Source organism: Streptococcus cristatus ATCC 51100 (assembly GCF_000222765.1).
Lineage (GTDB): Bacteria > Bacillota > Bacilli > Lactobacillales > Streptococcaceae > Streptococcus > Streptococcus cristatus.
Genome location: NZ_AFUE01000005.1, coordinates 57577 through 72359 on the forward strand (window position 1 = coordinate 57577; position 14783 = coordinate 72359).

General features: G+C 44.9%; 18 protein-coding genes, 1 tRNA gene and 1 pseudogene. 2 read left to right on the forward strand and 18 right to left on the reverse strand.

Annotation, left to right across the window (positions count from 1 at the left end; translation table 11 throughout):
- Window positions 1–13: 13 nt before the first annotated feature.
- From HMPREF9960_RS02225 to HMPREF9960_RS02290, 14 genes and pseudogenes are all read right to left on the reverse strand, one after another.
- Complete coding sequence (locus tag HMPREF9960_RS02225) at window positions 14–772, reverse strand: ABC transporter ATP-binding protein (RefSeq protein ID WP_005591610.1); 759 nt, start codon at window positions 770–772, stop codon at window positions 14–16.
- Entirely contained in the window at window positions 769–1635 is an 867-nt protein-coding gene (locus HMPREF9960_RS02230; protein ID WP_005591609.1) for an ABC transporter permease, read from the reverse strand. Before HMPREF9960_RS02230 ends, HMPREF9960_RS02225 begins: the two co-directional genes overlap by 4 nt.
- A 102-nt stretch (window positions 1636–1737) precedes the next feature.
- On the reverse strand, window positions 1738–2232 hold the full coding sequence (locus tag HMPREF9960_RS02235; RefSeq protein WP_005591608.1) for a beta-class carbonic anhydrase: 495 nt from the start codon (window positions 2230–2232) through the stop codon (window positions 1738–1740).
- Between the two features lie 167 nt (window positions 2233–2399).
- Complete coding sequence (locus HMPREF9960_RS02240) at window positions 2400–3095, reverse strand: TIGR00266 family protein (RefSeq protein WP_005591607.1); 696 nt, start codon at window positions 3093–3095, stop codon at window positions 2400–2402.
- Between the two features lie 72 nt (window positions 3096–3167).
- A pseudogene (gene radA / locus HMPREF9960_RS02245) lies at window positions 3168–4523 on the reverse strand (DNA repair protein RadA); the annotation flags it as partial.
- A gap of 21 nt (window positions 4524–4544) precedes the next feature.
- Window positions 4545–5060 (reverse strand): histidine phosphatase family protein, encoded by a 516-nt coding sequence (locus HMPREF9960_RS02250; RefSeq protein ID WP_174263559.1) that lies wholly within the window; start codon window positions 5058–5060, stop codon window positions 4545–4547.
- A gap of 1 nt (window position 5061) precedes the next feature.
- Window positions 5062–5505 (reverse strand): dUTP diphosphatase, encoded by a 444-nt coding sequence (locus tag HMPREF9960_RS02255; RefSeq protein WP_005591604.1) that lies wholly within the window; start codon window positions 5503–5505, stop codon window positions 5062–5064.
- A gap of 85 nt (window positions 5506–5590) precedes the next feature.
- Window positions 5591–6040 (reverse strand): 8-oxo-dGTP diphosphatase, encoded by a 450-nt coding sequence (locus HMPREF9960_RS02260; RefSeq protein WP_005591603.1) that lies wholly within the window; start codon window positions 6038–6040, stop codon window positions 5591–5593.
- A 254-nt stretch (window positions 6041–6294) separates the two neighbouring features.
- Entirely contained in the window at window positions 6295–6984 is a 690-nt protein-coding gene (locus HMPREF9960_RS02265; RefSeq protein ID WP_005591601.1) for a gamma-glutamyl-gamma-aminobutyrate hydrolase family protein, read from the reverse strand.
- A 169-nt stretch (window positions 6985–7153) separates the two neighbouring features.
- Entirely contained in the window at window positions 7154–7897 is a 744-nt protein-coding gene (locus tag HMPREF9960_RS02270) for a 16S rRNA (uracil(1498)-N(3))-methyltransferase (protein ID WP_005591600.1), read from the reverse strand.
- Window positions 7898–8851, reverse strand: a complete 954-nt coding sequence (prmA, locus tag HMPREF9960_RS02275) for a 50S ribosomal protein L11 methyltransferase (protein ID WP_037586111.1) — start codon at window positions 8849–8851, stop codon at window positions 7898–7900.
- Window positions 8852–8995: 144 nt separating this feature from the next.
- Window positions 8996–9466 carry a GNAT family N-acetyltransferase gene (locus HMPREF9960_RS02280; protein ID WP_005591598.1) on the reverse strand — a complete coding sequence of 157 codons (471 nt, stop codon included), beginning with the start codon at window positions 9464–9466 and terminating at the stop codon, window positions 8996–8998.
- Window positions 9463–9915, reverse strand: coding sequence for an NUDIX hydrolase (locus HMPREF9960_RS02285; protein ID WP_005591597.1), 453 nt, complete (start codon window positions 9913–9915; stop codon window positions 9463–9465). Before HMPREF9960_RS02285 ends, HMPREF9960_RS02280 begins: the two co-directional genes overlap by 4 nt.
- 9 nt (window positions 9916–9924) lie before the next feature.
- Window positions 9925–10395, reverse strand: coding sequence for a DUF3013 family protein (locus HMPREF9960_RS02290; protein WP_005591596.1), 471 nt, complete (start codon window positions 10393–10395; stop codon window positions 9925–9927).
- 87 nt (window positions 10396–10482) lie between these two features.
- On the opposite strand from HMPREF9960_RS02290, the gene HMPREF9960_RS02295 reads away from it, so the two are divergent.
- Window positions 10483–11751, forward strand: a complete 1269-nt coding sequence (locus HMPREF9960_RS02295) for a replication-associated recombination protein A (RefSeq protein ID WP_005591595.1) — start codon at window positions 10483–10485, stop codon at window positions 11749–11751.
- A 265-nt stretch (window positions 11752–12016) separates the two neighbouring features.
- Window positions 12017–12089: transfer RNA gene (locus HMPREF9960_RS02300), tRNA-Lys, on the forward strand.
- Window positions 12090–12175: 86 nt separating this feature from the next.
- Here the strand turns inward: HMPREF9960_RS02300 and HMPREF9960_RS02305 are convergent.
- The 4 genes from HMPREF9960_RS02305 to HMPREF9960_RS10980 are packed head-to-tail and all read right to left on the reverse strand — an operon-like array spanning window position 12176 to window position 14721.
- Window positions 12176–13261, reverse strand: coding sequence for a tyrosine-type recombinase/integrase (locus HMPREF9960_RS02305; RefSeq protein ID WP_045501342.1), 1086 nt, complete (start codon window positions 13259–13261; stop codon window positions 12176–12178).
- A gap of 54 nt (window positions 13262–13315) precedes the next feature.
- The gene (locus HMPREF9960_RS02310) at window positions 13316–13504 is read right to left on the reverse strand and encodes a DUF3173 domain-containing protein (protein ID WP_000369785.1); all 189 of its coding nucleotides are present in this window, start codon (window positions 13502–13504) and stop codon (window positions 13316–13318) included.
- An 11-nt stretch (window positions 13505–13515) separates the two neighbouring features.
- On the reverse strand, window positions 13516–14493 hold the full coding sequence (locus tag HMPREF9960_RS02315) for a hypothetical protein (RefSeq protein ID WP_005591593.1): 978 nt from the start codon (window positions 14491–14493) through the stop codon (window positions 13516–13518).
- A 45-nt stretch (window positions 14494–14538) separates the two neighbouring features.
- Window positions 14539–14721: a hypothetical protein gene (locus HMPREF9960_RS10980; protein ID WP_002916824.1), complete on the reverse strand. Its 183-nt coding sequence runs from the start codon at window positions 14719–14721 to the stop codon at window positions 14539–14541.
- Window positions 14722–14783: the final 62 nt, after the last annotated feature.

A 14783-nucleotide genomic window follows, 5' to 3' on the forward strand; every position in this document is an offset into this window, starting at 1 on the left:
AAAATGGGCAAGCCTATTCAAACAAGCCGTAATAGTCCGCTATGGTCATCTTGGCTTTTTCTTCTTGCTTGAGGTCTTGGATGATTTGCCCTTCCTTCATGACAATCAGTCGGTTGCCGTATTTGAGAGCATCCTCCATGTGATGGGTAATCATGAGGGCCGTCAGCTGGTCTCTGCGGACAAAGTCGTCAGTCAGCTCCATAAGAGCCACACTGGTCTTGGGGTCCAGCGCTGCCGTATGCTCGTCCAAGAGAAGCAGCTCTGGACGCTTGAGTGTCGCCATGAGCAGACTCAAAGCCTGTCTCTGACCACCTGATAGAAACTCAATCGGCGTATCCAGATGTTTTTCCAGACCATTACCAATCTTATCAATAGTCTCCTGAAACTCCTGCCGATAGCTATTCAGCCGACGAGGAACTAGACCGCGCGATTCGCCACGAAACTTGGCAATCAGCAGGTTTTCCGCCACTGTCATCCGAGGAGCCGTTCCCATCTTGGGATCTTGAAAGACGCGCGATAGATATTTGGCTCTCTTTTCAGGTGAAAAGTTGGTCACATTTTCCCCCAAGATGTAAATGCTACCGCTGCTTAGAGAGAGCGTACCGGCAATCACATTAAAAAGAGTTGACTTCCCTGCTCCATTGCCACCCAAAATCGTGATAAAATCGTGCTCATGAATCTCCAGCGACACATCGTTTAGGATGACCTTTTCTTCATCAAAGCCGTTATTGACCCGCTTGCTGGCATTTTTTAATTCTACAATCGCTGTCATTTGCTTAACTTAGCTCCTTTAAAGAATTTATTTTTCAAGGTCGGAATCATGAGGCAGACCGCCAAGATAACCGCACTATAAAGACGGAGATAGCTCGTGTTGAAGCCAAGAGCGATGACACCCCAAATCAGAAACTGGTAGGCAATGGCACCAACCACAATGGTAATCAGGCGCTCAGCCAAGGTCAGACCCCTAAAAAGCACTTCTCCGATAATCAGACTGGCCAATCCGACGACGATAACCCCAATCCCGCGGGACACATCCGCATAGCCTTCCTGCTGGGCAATCAGAGCACCAGACAAGGCAATGACGCCATTAGACAAGATCATGCCCATCAATTCCATGCGGCCAGTATTGATACCGAAACTACGCGCCATATCAGGATTGTCTCCAGTCGCGATATAGGCCTGCCCTAGCTTGGTATCTAGGAAAAAGAGCAGAGCGACAATAACCAGACTGACAAAAATCAAGCCTGTCAGGAGATTGTTAATTTCTCCAGAGAAGGGCAAAAAGTCCTGAATCTGCTGAGTTCCCAGCAGACCTAGATTAGCCCGCCCCATGATCATAAGCATAATGGAATGGCAAGAGGTCATGACCAAAATTCCTGACAGCAGGGTCGGAATCTTGCCCTTGGTATAGAGAAGCCCGGTCGCCAAGCCTGCCAGACATCCCGCCAACACCGCAGCCGCCGTTGCCAAGAAAGGGTTCACCCCCTTGGTAATCAAGGTGACAGCTACCGCCCCACCTAGTGGAAAGGAACCTTCCGTAGTCATATCTGGAAAATTCAAAATCCGAAAAGTCATGAAAATCCCCAGACCCAAAATGGCCCAGACCAGACCTTGTGAAATAATGGAAAGAATCATCTTATTGTCCTAACTAAATTAAAATCGTATTCTATTTTAACACAAAAAAGCAGCCAATTTCAATGCCGAAATACCGACAGATAAATTGGCTTTTCTAGGTAATTACTGAACGACGGTCATTCGCCCTGTAGCAACGTCATATACTGCTCCTGAGATCTCTACATCATCTGGTATTAGAGGTGATTGGCGGAGAAGCTCCACGTCTTCCCGCACACTTTCCTCCACATCTGTAAAGGGAAGGAAATCCTGACCGCTAACATCAACGCCCAGCTCTTGATTGAGAAAAGCAGCAAATTCTTCATTTTTGAAAGTTTGTGCGCCACAATCCGTATGGTGCAAGACTACAATTTCCCGCGTGCCCATCTGCTGCTGTGAAATAACCAGCGAGCGAATCATGTCCTCCGTCACCCGCCCGCCAGCATTGCGCAAGATATGAGCATCTCCCAGCGCCAGCCCCAGAGCCTGAGCCACGTGTAGCCTAGAGTCCATGCAGGTCACGATTGCCACCTTGGTCTTGGGCTTAATAGGCAGGTGGGAGGTTCCATGCAGGTCCACATAGGCTTGGTTGGCCTTCATAAAATTTTCAAAATAGGACATTCTTTCCCCTTACTAGAATTTATTTGATAGTCAAATTATTTCCTACCATCTTATCATCTTTTGGGTGTTTTGTCAGTTCTCAGATCTAGATAAAGCAAAAATGTCCGTTTTTTATGAAAAAATGAAAGAAACATGCAAAAAAGGTGCGAAAATTCATCCACACCTTTCTATGAACCTTTTGCGATATAGCGACTGAGTGAGCCCGCAAAGCTTTGAAGATTGAGACTTTGAACATAGATTTCCCCGGTACCTCGGAAGGTGTTGACAACTCCTTCTCCCGTTCCAATCGACTGCCAGAAACCATTTTCCAGATGGATATTATAATCCAAGGACTGACTCCAAGCTACGACATGGGCATTGTCAATGGTTACTTCTTGGTTATTTAGCTCAATTTTCCTAATTGATCCATAGGCATTAGCCAAGAGAGTACCCTGCCCTTGAGTCGTCATGACGAAGAGGCCACCTTGACCGCCAAATATCGCCTTGCCAACAGACTGGCGCTCCATCGTATAGTAAGCTGTACCATCCAGAGCCAGAAAGGCACCGTCATTGAGCCGGTACTGCTTTTCTCCCAGATAAAGTGGAATAACTTGGCCGGGAACTTCTGGTGCTAAAGCTAGGAAACCATTGTCAGACTGGGCGACAGCTTGGGTAATGAAGGTACTTTCACCCGACACCATGGAACGGCCGACTGCCTTGACAAAGCGTCCCAAACCCGAACCGTTAGCATTGAGCTGAGTGTTCAAGGTTACATTAGGCGTGTGATAGACCATACTGCCACGCTGGATAAAGACTGTCTCCCCTTGATTGAGGTAGAGGTCAACGAGTGGAAATTGCATGTTGCTATCCATGGAAAATTGCATAAGAGTTCCCTCCTTGTTTTTAAGAAAATTATAGCAATAATAAAATATTTTTGCAATCTAAAACAAAGAAAATCATCCAGCAAAGACTTTTTTCAAGACTTCCCCAATCGTTGTCACACCGATGACTTGGATATTGTCTGGCACCTTGAGGCCGTTCAGAGAGTTTTTGGGAGCATAAATCTTGGTGAAACCCAATTTCGCCGCTTCGTTGATGCGCTGCTCGATACGATTGACTCGACGGATTTCACCTGTCAGGCCGATTTCGCCGATAAAGCACTCTTGAGGATTAGTCGGCAGATCCTTGTAGCTGGAAGCAATGGCGACCGCTACTGCCAAATCAATGGCTGGCTCATCTAGCTTGACACCACCAGCTGATTTGAGGTAGGCGTCTTGATTTTGCAGGAGGAGCCCTGCCCGTTTTTCCAGAACCGCCATGATAAGGCTGGCTCGGTTAAAGTCCAGTCCAGTCGTGGTTCGCTTGGCATTGCCGAACATGGTCGGTGTCACCAAAGCCTGCACCTCAGCTAAAATCGGCCTCGTTCCTTCCATGGTCACGACAATAGACGAACCTGTTGCGCCGTCCAGACGCTCTTCCAGAAAGACTTCACTTGGATTGACAACCTCAACTAGCCCACCAGACTGCATTTCAAAAATGCCAATCTCATTGGTTGAGCCAAAGCGGTTCTTGACGGCTCTCAAGATACGGAACGTGTGCTGACGTTCGCCTTCAAAATAAAGCACGGTGTCCACCATGTGCTCTAGCGTTCGGGGACCAGCTAAGGTTCCTTCCTTGGTCATGTGGCCAACGATAAAGGTCGCAATATTATTGGTCTTGGCCAGCTGCATAAGCTCAGCTGTCACCTCTCGAACCTGAGAGACAGAGCCTTGAACACTGGAAATCTCCGGCGACATCACTGTCTGAATGGAGTCAATAATCAGAAAATCTGGCTTGATTTTCTCAATCTCTGTGCGGATGTTTTGCATATTGGTCTCGGCGTAGAGATAAAATTCACTGTCAATATCACCGAGACGCTCCGCCCGCAACTTAATCTGCTCAGCTGATTCCTCCCCACTGACATATAGGACGGTGCCCTGGTGAGAAAGCTGAGTGGACACCTGCAGAAGCAGGGTAGACTTCCCGATACCAGGATCCCCGCCAATCAGGACCAAACTGCCAGGTACTACGCCACCACCCAGCACACGATTGAACTCATCCATTTCCGTCTTGGTCCGGTTGACATCAATCGAAGTGACCTCAGCCAGCTTCATGGGCCGAGTCTTTTCACCTGTCAGGGAAACACGGGCATGCTTGACTTCTGCGGCCTCCACTTCCTCAACAAAAGAAGACCAAGAGCCGCAGTTGGGACAGCGACCTAGATACTTGGGCGAATGATATTCACAATTTTGACAGACAAAGGTCGTTTTTTCTTAGCGATAATAAACCTCTTTCTATATCTCTATCTCACACTCAATCACTTGGCAAAAATCAATTTGCTCATTTGGCACAAACTGACGAATCAGCATGCGATGGGCTACAAGGACTACTGTCTGGTAATCTCGATACTTTGCCATACAGTCTACAAAACGAGCCTTCATCTCCTCAGCCGTCTCATACTGAATAGGACTACTGGGGAGCAAGGCACCATTATTTTCTAAAAACAGGCTTCGAGCTTTTTCAAAGTTCCCTCTTCCCGTTTGATAAACCTGCCATTCGTGTAGCAAAGGCTCCACTCTCAAAGGAAGGCCAGTGGCACAAGCCACATAAGATGCCGTTTCTAAAGCTCGCGTCATTGCAGAAGACACCAGCAAATCAGCTGAACGCATTAAAGGATGCTGGCAAAGTTCCTGAGCCTGCCGTCTTCCCTGCTCAGATAAAGGCGCCAAATCCAGACCAAAGCCAGTATAAGAACGCTCCTCTAACTCATGGTAATCAGGCTCACCATGGCGCACAAAGATCACTTTCATCTCAATGCCCAGTAGAGCCAAATCCGCCTGTCCGCACACCGTCGGCTACATCCCCATCCGCAATCAAAAATGGTGCGAAAACAGCCTGCACAATGCGGTCACCCACTTCCAGTACAACCTCTTGGTCTGTGATGTTCTGCATCTGAGCAAAGATATGGCCTTCATTTCCAGGATTGCCGTAGTAGTCGCCGTCGATGACCCCAACGGAGTTAATCAAAACCAGACCTTTTTTACGAGGATTGGACGAGCGGTCATAGAGGTAAAGCACCTCACCGGGCTGCATATAGGCCTTGACACCAGTCGGAACTAGCTTAATCTCCCCTGGCGCAATGATGGTGCGCTCTGCCACTTTCAAATCATAGCCCGCTGCGTGAGCCGTCTCTCTCTTGGGTAATAAATCTTCATTTGGAAAGCTGGAAACCAGCTCGAATCCACGAATTTTCATACAGTTCTCTTTTCTACTTTTGCTGTCCCTATTATACTAAATTCGCAAAAAACAAGCAAAAGAACCGCCGATTGGGCGGTTCTCCTTAGTATAAACCTTTGACGACCTCTCCATCCTCTAAATAGGTAAACTGTTCCGTCAAATCTGACGTGAAAACCTGATACATTTCCTGAAAGCTCACGGCCAGCGAGTAGCGGTCAAGGTCTTTGCGGTCAATCCAGAATACCTCCCCTTCTTCGGATGAGACCAGTTCTCCCTCAAAACGATTGGTCTTGTAAAGAAAAACGATGTAACGCTCATCTTTTTCAGTATAAAACTGCTTGACACCACACAAGCGAGGCTCATAGATGGTCAGACCTGTTTCTTCCTTGATTTCCCTTATTACCGATTTGACAAAGGACTCACGATGTTCAACATGGCCGCCTGGAAAGCAAAGGCCGGTCCAATCATCATTTACTTTATTTTGCACTAAAATGCGGTCCCCATCGTAAACCATACACATATTTGTTAAAATAACTCGCTCCGCTCTTGACATCTCTGCTCCTCCATCTACCGACCGATTCACTCGGCCTGCTGTGACTCATTATAACATAAAAGTGATTAAATTGATGAAAATCCAGATTTCTCAGCCCTTCCAGCAAAAAAACCGCCGATTGGGCGGTTCTTATAGGGAGATTATTATGAAAAAGAAAAGTTTTAGGATTTCATCAAATAAAGTTAGGAGGTCTTCATTTGATGGTTATATTATATAAAGCTTATCTTAAAATTAGCTAAAAATAATTTTAGGTTTTATAATTCTTGCAAAAGATATTGAAATAGCTCTAAATTACCCTTTTCTTCGTTGATCAAAAACTCTGGATGCCACTGAAGGCCGATGATACGACTGCCATCCACAGCCTCAATCGCTTCGATGGTATTATCCCTTGGGTCAAAGGCAGTTGCTCGGAAATTAGGCGCCAAGTCCTTGATGCTTTGGCGATGGACAGAATTGATCTGGCTGGCTTGACCAAATAAACGCTCCACGACGCTGCCTTTCTCTGTACGAATGGAGTGCGAAGTCCCAAACGGTTGCCCCTGCCAATGATTGTCAATTTGCTGATTAAGCGTGCCACCAAAAGCGACATTAACCAACTGCAGACCACGACAGATAGCTAAGACTGGCTTACCCTGACGAATAGCTTCCTTTAAGAGTGCCAGCTCAAACTCATCGCGAGCCAGATTGTAATCATCGCTATCGATGGCCTTTTCCTCCCCATAAAACTGTGGATGAACGTTTTGACCACCTGATAAAATGAGCTTATCAATGGTTTCTATATAGTCCTTGACCAGACTCTTATCCCCGACAGGAATCACCATAGGCAGACCGCCGACTAGCTTGATGCTTTCGGCAAATTTGCAAGATACAGACGAATGAATATTTTTGCCCGCCTGATCCACTGGACAAAGATTAGCCGACACTCCAACAATTGTTCTGCACATAGATGATCCCTCCTTAACTTGATATAGAATATCTTACCATTCTACCTCTCAGCCGTCCAATAGTATTTTTTTAAGCTGGCCATAAAAATTTTTTATGTCAAGAACAGCTTTCCACAAAAATAGATATAGTAGCGACAGACAAGAAAAAATCAGCAGAAGTCCGCTGATTTCATTTTTCTAATTCAAGCATGACGCTGACTGCCGTCAAGGCATAAAGCGGAGCAGTTTCAGCCCGCAGGATACGTGGACCTAGACCAGCGGAGACAGCACCTGCTTGGCCAAAGGCTACTATTTCATCTGGCGATAGACCACCTTCTGGTCCGAAGATGAAGAGCAGTTTGTCTCCCTTATCCAAACCTTTCACGGCCTGCACTAGAGCTGCAGTTTCTCCTTCTTTGGCCGATTCTTCATAGGCCACGACGATGCGGTCAAAGTCTGCCAAGACCGCCAGAAAGTCTGCCTTTGTATCAAAGAGCCGAACCTCAGGAATCATATTGCGCTTGCTCTGCTCTGCTGCTCCCTGAGCAATTTTCTCTAGTTTTTCGCTCTTTTTGGCCAGCTTTTTGCTATCCCACTTGGCCACCGACCAGTCAGCTGGAAAGGCCCAGATAGCATTGGCTCCTAGCTCTGTTGCCTTTTGAGTGATAAATTCCAACTTATCACCCTTGGGAAATCCTGAAGCAATGGTCACTTGAACCGGCAACTCGGTATTGTCTGCTAGCTCCTCCAAAATTTCCAAACTCTGCTGGCTGGGTTCCAACACATGAGCCAGTCGTTTCACGCCATCATCAAAGACCAGTGTGACTTGATCGCCCTCCTTGAGCCGCATGACTGAAAACATGTGTTTGGCCGTGTCCTTATCCTTGACTACCAGAGGAGACTGAGGATTTCCTTTTATAAAATACTGCTGCATCTAACCACCTATCACGCCTGAAATGTCCTGCGTTTTCTTAAAGACACAGGCATTCCATTCGCCCTGAATCATATGTGTTTCTAAGAAAAATCCTGCTGCTTCTGCTGACTCGCGCACCATTTCCCACTTCTCAGAAATAATCCCACTCATAATCAGATAGCCCTCATCCTTGACCAGACGATAGGCATCCTCTGTCAGATGGATGAGAATATCGGCCAAAATGTTGGCAACAATGACGTCCGCCTCGATTTCTACACCTCGGAGAAGATCCCCTGGCGCCACATGAATGTTCTCCATACCAGGATTGAGCTCAATATTTTCCTGCGCCACGCGCACTGCCACCTTGTCTAAATCATAGGCGTAGATATCCTTAGCGCCCAAGAGTGAGCTAGCAATAGAGAGAACTCCGCTGCCCGTGCCTACATCCAGCACCGTTTCTCCGCCCCGCAAAACCTGCTCCAGAGCAAAGAGGCTCATCTTGGTCGTCGGGTGAGTACCCGTACCAAAGGCCATGCCAGGATCCAGTTTAATAATCTTCTCACCAGCTGTCGCCTCATACTCCGTCCATGATGGCACAATGGTCAAGTCGTGGGTGACCCGAGCCGGCTCAAAGTACTTCTTCCAATTGTCCGCCCAGTCTTCCTCGGCCAATTCCTGCCGAGTCAGCTGAATATCTCCCGTCTCCAAGCCAAATCCATCCAGCTCAGCCAGGTGCTCATTGGCCTGGGCCGCAATGGCCTCTATATCCACAGAATCTGGGTAGTAGCCGGTAATCTTGACCCGCTCGCTCTGCTCCACTTCTGGAAAAAGCTCGCCATACTGGTCAACCTGCCCTAGATAATCTGCGCTGTCATCAATAGCCACACCCTGACTGCCCAGCTCAATCAGAATATTAGAGGCTGCTTCCTCCGCCTCACGCTTCACTTCAATCGTTAATTCCTGCCAAGTGTCCATCATTAAAATACCAAGCCCGTAAAACCTAAGACCAAAATAGGAAATTCTCTGACGACGCTTGCGTCTATGAGAGCCTTATCTTTTTTGACACAGTGTTTAGGGCGGGTTCAGTTAAGAAATTTAACTGAACAATCCTTTCTTTGTTTATTTCATTGTCTTCGTCATGTAAACCATATCCATGCCCTCTTTTTCGGGCTCAGTATGAGTCTGTCGGTAGCCATTTTTCTCATAAAAAGCTACCATACCTTTATCTTGGAAAACCGTGCACAAATCCCATTGCATAACGGTGGAGAATTTCTCCTCTATCAGACCAAGCCCCTCAGAACCATATCCTTTGTTCTGGTACTGAGGCAAAATCGCCACTGTTCCAATCCAGCCTGCTGTCTGTTCATCATTTGTATTCAAGCGAATAAAGCCCAGAATCTTCTCGTCGTCTTTGACAAAATAATAAAAACTATTGGACCGCTCAACCAGCTTCCAGCGAATCCGCTCACGCTCCTCCAGATAGGGGTCGTATTGATCCTGATATTTCTCATAAACGGCCTTAAAACTCGCTCGCTGAATGGCAATAATGGTCTCTAAATCCTCAGCTCCCGCCCGTTCAATATAAATCATGCTCGCACCTCCAAATAATCACTCAACCTGTCCTGCAACTGCGGAATAACCTTTTCATCTGCTAAAAACTGGCTCACATCCATCATCTGATAAGCCTGGCCCTCATCACCAAAGATGATACTGGCACATTCTTCCTGAGAGATAGTTCCAACCATAAAAATAGAAGTTGTGTCAGGATCAAGCATTCCTTGATAGTCCTTAACCCAGAGAATATCCGCTTCTTCAAGCTTTAAACCAAGCTCTTCAAAAACTTCTCTTTGGACGCATTCAAAAGGCGTCTCCTCACCCTCACGGCCACCGCCCGGCAATTCCCACATATTGGGCCAAGGGATGGTTGAAATATCGTCTCGCAAGATAGTCAGCAGCTTATCATCACAGATCAAGGCAATCTTGCAGCCAGAAAATTCCATCTGTTTGTACAGCAAATCTAGTCCTTCTGCATTTTCCATAAGCGCCTCCTAGTACCTCGGATAAGGATAGAAATCCGTCTCAGTCAAGTCCGCTCTACCATTTTCAAAAGCCTCAGCATTCCAAGGTATCTCAAACTCTGCTGCCTCTGGATCTGCTAAGAAATCCATGAGTGCATCGAGACCAGACTCAGCTGTTTGGGTTAGGAAATCCACGAAATAAGCCAGAAACTCCCGCGACAGCCCCTTCTTAGGCTCATAGGGCAGGGCAGCCAGATAGTCCTCGGCCTCAAAACGAGACTTGACCGGATTATAGAAAAGCATGGCTTCCTCAAAGTAAATATCCTCAGCCGAGGCATTGCCTTCAGCATCAACCGTCTCAATCCCGCCTGGGTTTTGCACCTCAAGGAGAAAGGCCACTTCCACCGCGTGATTTTTCTTGTCCCAGTTAATCTCATAGTCAAAAGAAAAATTCTTCTCCATTTCCTCATCTAATATATCTAAAAAACCGTACTTAGCCATGATTTCCTCTTTTCATTGTGATAAAATATTACTATCTATAATAGTAACACAAAACGCTAAGAAAAACACTTGCAGAAAGGAAATCTTATGCCAGAAAACCTAGCCCTGCGCATGCGACCGACCAGCATTGATCAGATTATCGGCCAGCAGCATCTGGTCGGACCCGGGAAAATCATCCGTCGCATGGTTGAAGCCAACCGCCTGTCCTCGATGATTCTCTACGGGCCACCCGGCATCGGCAAAACCTCCATCGCCTCAGCTATTGCCGGCACAACCAAATATGCCTTTCGAACCTTTAACGCCACCGTAGATAGTAAGAAGCGCCTGCAGGAGATCGCTGAAGAAGCTAAATTTTCCGGCGGACTGGTGCTCCTTCTGGACGAGATTCACCGTCTGGACAAGACCAAGCAAGACTTTCTGCTGCCACTATTAGAAAGCGGTCTGGTCATCATGATTGGAGCGACGACAGAAAATCCTTTCTTTTCTGTCACCCCTGCCATTCGAAGCCGGGTTCAGATATTTGAGCTTGAACCCCTCAGCAACGACGACATCCGGACAGCCATTCAGCTAGCCTTGACGGATAAGGAACGAGGATTTGATTTTCCAGTGGAGCTAGACGATGAAGCTCTAGACTTCATTGCTATCTCTACCAACGGAGACCTGCGCTCTGCCTATAACTCGCTGGACCTAGCAGTACTCTCTACCCCAGAAGATGGCAAGGGTATCCGCCACATCACTCTCGATGTCATGGAAAACAGCCTGCAAAAGAGCTATATCACCATGGATAAGGACGGGGACGGCCATTATGATGTCCTCTCTGCTCTGCAGAAGTCCATCCGTGGCTCCGATGTCAATGCCAGTCTCCACTACGCAGCTCGCCTCGTTGAGGCAGGAGACTTGCCTAGCCTAGCTCGACGCTTGACCGTTATTGCTTACGAGGATATTGGCCTGGCAAATCCTGACGCCCAAGTCCATACCGTTACAGCTTTGGAAGCTGCCCAACGGATCGGCTTTCCTGAAGCCCGTATCCTCATTGCCAATATTGTTATTGATCTGGCTCTATCTCCCAAGTCCAACTCAGCCTATGTGGCCATGGATAAAGCTTTGGCTGACCTACGGAAGAATGGCAACCTCCCCATTCCCCGCCACTTACGCGATGGCCACTATGCCGGCAGCAAGGAATTGGGCAACGCACAGGACTATCTCTACCCTCACTCCTATCCTGGCAATTGGGTCAAGCAAGACTATCTGCCTGACAAGATAAGAGATGCCGATTATTTCACTCCCAATGAAAATGGCAAGTACGAGCGAGCTCTTGGATTGACCAAGAATAAGATTGATGACTTAAAAAAATGATGGCATCGTTTGCAAAAAATCACATTTTTCTCTTGAATTTTTCAAAATTTATGGTATTATAATTATAGAAACGCTGTGGTGTACGACTTCACACTTAAGTGTTGACCGACTATTTTTTGTATTATTAGGGAAACAAAAGACTTCTAACAGCGTGCAAGCCGTGTCACGCGGAAGCAGCTTCAGTTAGAGCGAGTTGCCCACCTGCTTAATTGCGCGGGTTCAATACAAATCGTGAAGGTCCGGCACCAATACAGCTTTTTCTCTTGCCTCCTTAGCTCAGTTGGTAGAGCAGTAGACTCTTAATCTATGGGTCGCAGGTTCGAGCCCTGCAGGGGGCATAGAAAGTATGACTAAGAAAGCCTATTCTATAGGCTTTTTTACTTGCTCCGAAATCATTTTGCCCCACTTTCTGCCCCACATTTTTTTATGAGTAATCTTTCCAAATATCTCTTATTTGATTAAATTCTTCAAAAATTTTCTCTTCTAAAGTGTGTCCGTACACTTCTACCAACATTGAAATATCTCTATGCCCTAGAATTTTTGCGATAACTCCAAGGTCAAATCCTTTGTGCCAGAGGTAGCTCCCATAGGTATGACGTGCTCCTTTTGTCGTGATAATTGGATAAATGTCCAACTCATTTAAGAGAACACTCAAAGCTTTATTGACACTTGCAATATCTGGTACCAAGTGAATATATCCATAATGCTGAAAAATCATTTTATACCTATTCTTGATTCCTAGCTCTTTATTAGCCTTCTCCTGTTCAATTTTTAGGACTTGTAATATCTTAATACATTCTTCGTCTATCGGTACCATCCGAATAGACGTTTTATTTTTTGGAGGGACAAATTTATGAGAAAGGGTATTAAACCTCCTATATGTTTTTAGCAGTCCTCTGTCAAAGTCAACTTCATTCCAAGTTAACGCTATTAACTCTCCAAACCTCATGCCTGTTTTTAATAGAAAATAGACAATATAAGGAACAATTGAACGTTGGTAATCAAATTTTCTCTTTACTGCTAAAAGTAAATCCAGATAGTCCTTTTCTGTATGTAAATATTTCTCTTCTGTCATCTGTTGTTCTTTGGATGAAAATAACTCGACATGTTGTGTAAAATCATCTATTAGAACTTTGTCTGCAATTGCCATTTGGATGCTCTGATGAATCCCAGTATTCAATCTACCAAGAAAATTTCTACCAACTGTTTGTCCATACTTATTCATAATTCTTTGGTATTCACTCGCACGAATTTGAGTGACTTTTTTATTTCCAAATAATCTTTCAATTGTGTTTTTACGGAGAAGATATTTTTTCTTTGTCTCTTCCGACCTACTACTCGGTAGAATTTTTAGTTCAAGCCATTCTTGATACAGATCTACAAGAGAAATATCTCTAGAAATTCTTTTTCCTAAACGAAGTTCTTGCAGAATCGGTTCAGCTTCTGACTCTGCAAGTTTTTTTGTTTTAAAACCGCTATTATGAACAACAGTTTTCCCTTCGCTACGAATTTCATAGGTCCATAAATTACTATCTCCTCGCTTTCGAAACGAACACTTGCCATATTACGCCACCTCAGTTCCTAGAATCTCATTTACAACACTTTTTGGAACAACCATCAAACGTTTGCGATTATAAAATGTATAGCCTCGTGAGACAAGTAATTCTCTTGCCTGATGAATGATATCATTTGCTGTATGAGGGCGATAGCCCATTTCAATTAATTCTTTGTTACTAATTAAATTATTGTCCATAGTTATCCTCCTTATTTATTTTCTAAATTCAGAAACTCGCCTACAAGTAGTTGTAATTCTGCATTTAATTTAGGGAGATTCTGTATTAATACTTCTTTTAATTCTTCCGCAAATTGGTTCGTTTCTTCTCTCAATAGTTTGCGGACTCTTGTTTTTTTCTTTTTGATGCTGTCTGATTTTAAATTTGGAAAAGCCAATGATAACAGTTCAGGATTGTTGAGAAAGATAATTGTAAATGCTCTTTGCTCCACTCGAATATGTTCTAGCTTATAAAATCCGAAATTATCAAGTCGATTCATAACATCTTGGACCATCTCCTCACCAATCGCTTTGGTTCTAAGTTGGAATTCCAGTCTCCACCAAAACGGATTTACAGCCAAATCTAGCTTCTCATCGCGCTTGTGAGCAATGATTTCTTTATTCTTATCATATAACCTAACTTGTACATTACTACCGCTAGAACCCCAATATTTCGTCTCTAATTCACCCCCTCTACCATAGAAGACCTTATGGGTAACACCACCTTTAATATGTTGCAAATTAACGATTTCAGTCCTATTGAAAATGTCAAATGCCAAATCAAAACGAGACAAACGTACTGTCAATGAATTCAATCTAGCAAAGTACATTAATTGCCTCCATACTTTCATTCCATCAAATTCTTTTAAAGTATTAGGATTGAAATCAATTCGAATCAATTGTTCATTTCCATAAGTGGATAATTGAAAAAATATAATATTGATTGAATCATACTCATTAAAATCTTTAGCTAAAGTAAATACATCATCTCGTACGTTATCATGTATTTCAAATGAATCAACTCTTGTACTTATTGCCTGTTTCAGATTTTTAAAAATTTGTCTTAGGGAACCAATGTCTGTATCCCAGATAACCGTTAATCTATCAATACTGACATCTAACCGCTGTACTAATTCTCCTACATCACATCGTTCTTGAATACTTCTTAAATCTTGTATAGAAACCAACAAAATTGTCCCCCCTTCTTTTAGATTTTTTAGGTTTCAGAAACACCGTCAAATCAACGATTGCTCGTTCCGTCGTTCTTTGGGCGTTGCCCTAAGTGTCCCTTTTTGCTGGCTGTTAGAATAGCCAGCTTTTGCTTGGCTAGAAATTGTCTGGACGGCAGTCTGCAGGACTTCGCCTGACTTCCCGTCAGGCTCGTCCCTTGTCCTTGTCCACACAATTTCTAGCTCCAAGGCTTCGAATAGTCGTAAGTCATAGTCTCGTCCTCAACTTCCTCCTCACTCACTGTTCCTAA

What these genes read in the sequence shown, in the direction of transcription:
- HMPREF9960_RS02285 (WP_005591597.1), bottom strand. Translation starts at nt 9,915, where the DNA reads ATGGAAAATGCAGAAGGACTAGATTTGCTGTACAAACAGATGGAATTT.
- HMPREF9960_RS02235 (WP_005591608.1), bottom strand. Translation starts at nt 2,232, where the DNA reads ATGTCCTATTTTGAAAATTTTATGAAGGCCAACCAAGCCTATGTGGAC.
- HMPREF9960_RS02260 (WP_005591603.1), bottom strand. Translation starts at nt 6,040, where the DNA reads ATGTCAAGAGCGGAGCGAGTTATTTTAACAAATATGTGTATGGTTTAC.
- HMPREF9960_RS02310 (WP_000369785.1), bottom strand. Translation starts at nt 13,504, where the DNA reads ATGGACAATAATTTAATTAGTAACAAAGAATTAATTGAAATGGGCTAT.
- HMPREF9960_RS02240 (WP_005591607.1), bottom strand. Translation starts at nt 3,095, where the DNA reads ATGCAATTTTCCATGGATAGCAACATGCAATTTCCACTCGTTGACCTC.
- prmA (WP_037586111.1), bottom strand. Translation starts at nt 8,851, where the DNA reads ATGGACACTTGGCAGGAATTAACGATTGAAGTGAAGCGTGAGGCGGAG.
- HMPREF9960_RS02280 (WP_005591598.1), bottom strand. Translation starts at nt 9,466, where the DNA reads ATGATTTATATTGAACGGGCGGGAGCTGAGGATTTAGAGACCATTATT.
- HMPREF9960_RS02225 (WP_005591610.1), bottom strand. Translation starts at nt 772, where the DNA reads ATGACAGCGATTGTAGAATTAAAAAATGCCAGCAAGCGGGTCAATAAC.
- HMPREF9960_RS02290 (WP_005591596.1), bottom strand. Translation starts at nt 10,395, where the DNA reads ATGGCTAAGTACGGTTTTTTAGATATATTAGATGAGGAAATGGAGAAG.
- HMPREF9960_RS02250 (WP_174263559.1), bottom strand. Translation starts at nt 5,060, where the DNA reads ATGAAAGTGATCTTTGTGCGCCATGGTGAGCCTGATTACCATGAGTTA.
- HMPREF9960_RS02270 (WP_005591600.1), bottom strand. Translation starts at nt 7,897, where the DNA reads ATGCAGCAGTATTTTATAAAAGGAAATCCTCAGTCTCCTCTGGTAGTC.
- HMPREF9960_RS02255 (WP_005591604.1), bottom strand. Translation starts at nt 5,505, where the DNA reads ATGAAAATTCGTGGATTCGAGCTGGTTTCCAGCTTTCCAAATGAAGAT.
- HMPREF9960_RS02265 (WP_005591601.1), bottom strand. Translation starts at nt 6,984, where the DNA reads ATGTGCAGAACAATTGTTGGAGTGTCGGCTAATCTTTGTCCAGTGGAT.
- HMPREF9960_RS02295 (WP_005591595.1), top strand. Translation starts at nt 10,483, where the DNA reads ATGCCAGAAAACCTAGCCCTGCGCATGCGACCGACCAGCATTGATCAG.
- HMPREF9960_RS02230 (WP_005591609.1), bottom strand. Translation starts at nt 1,635, where the DNA reads ATGATTCTTTCCATTATTTCACAAGGTCTGGTCTGGGCCATTTTGGGT.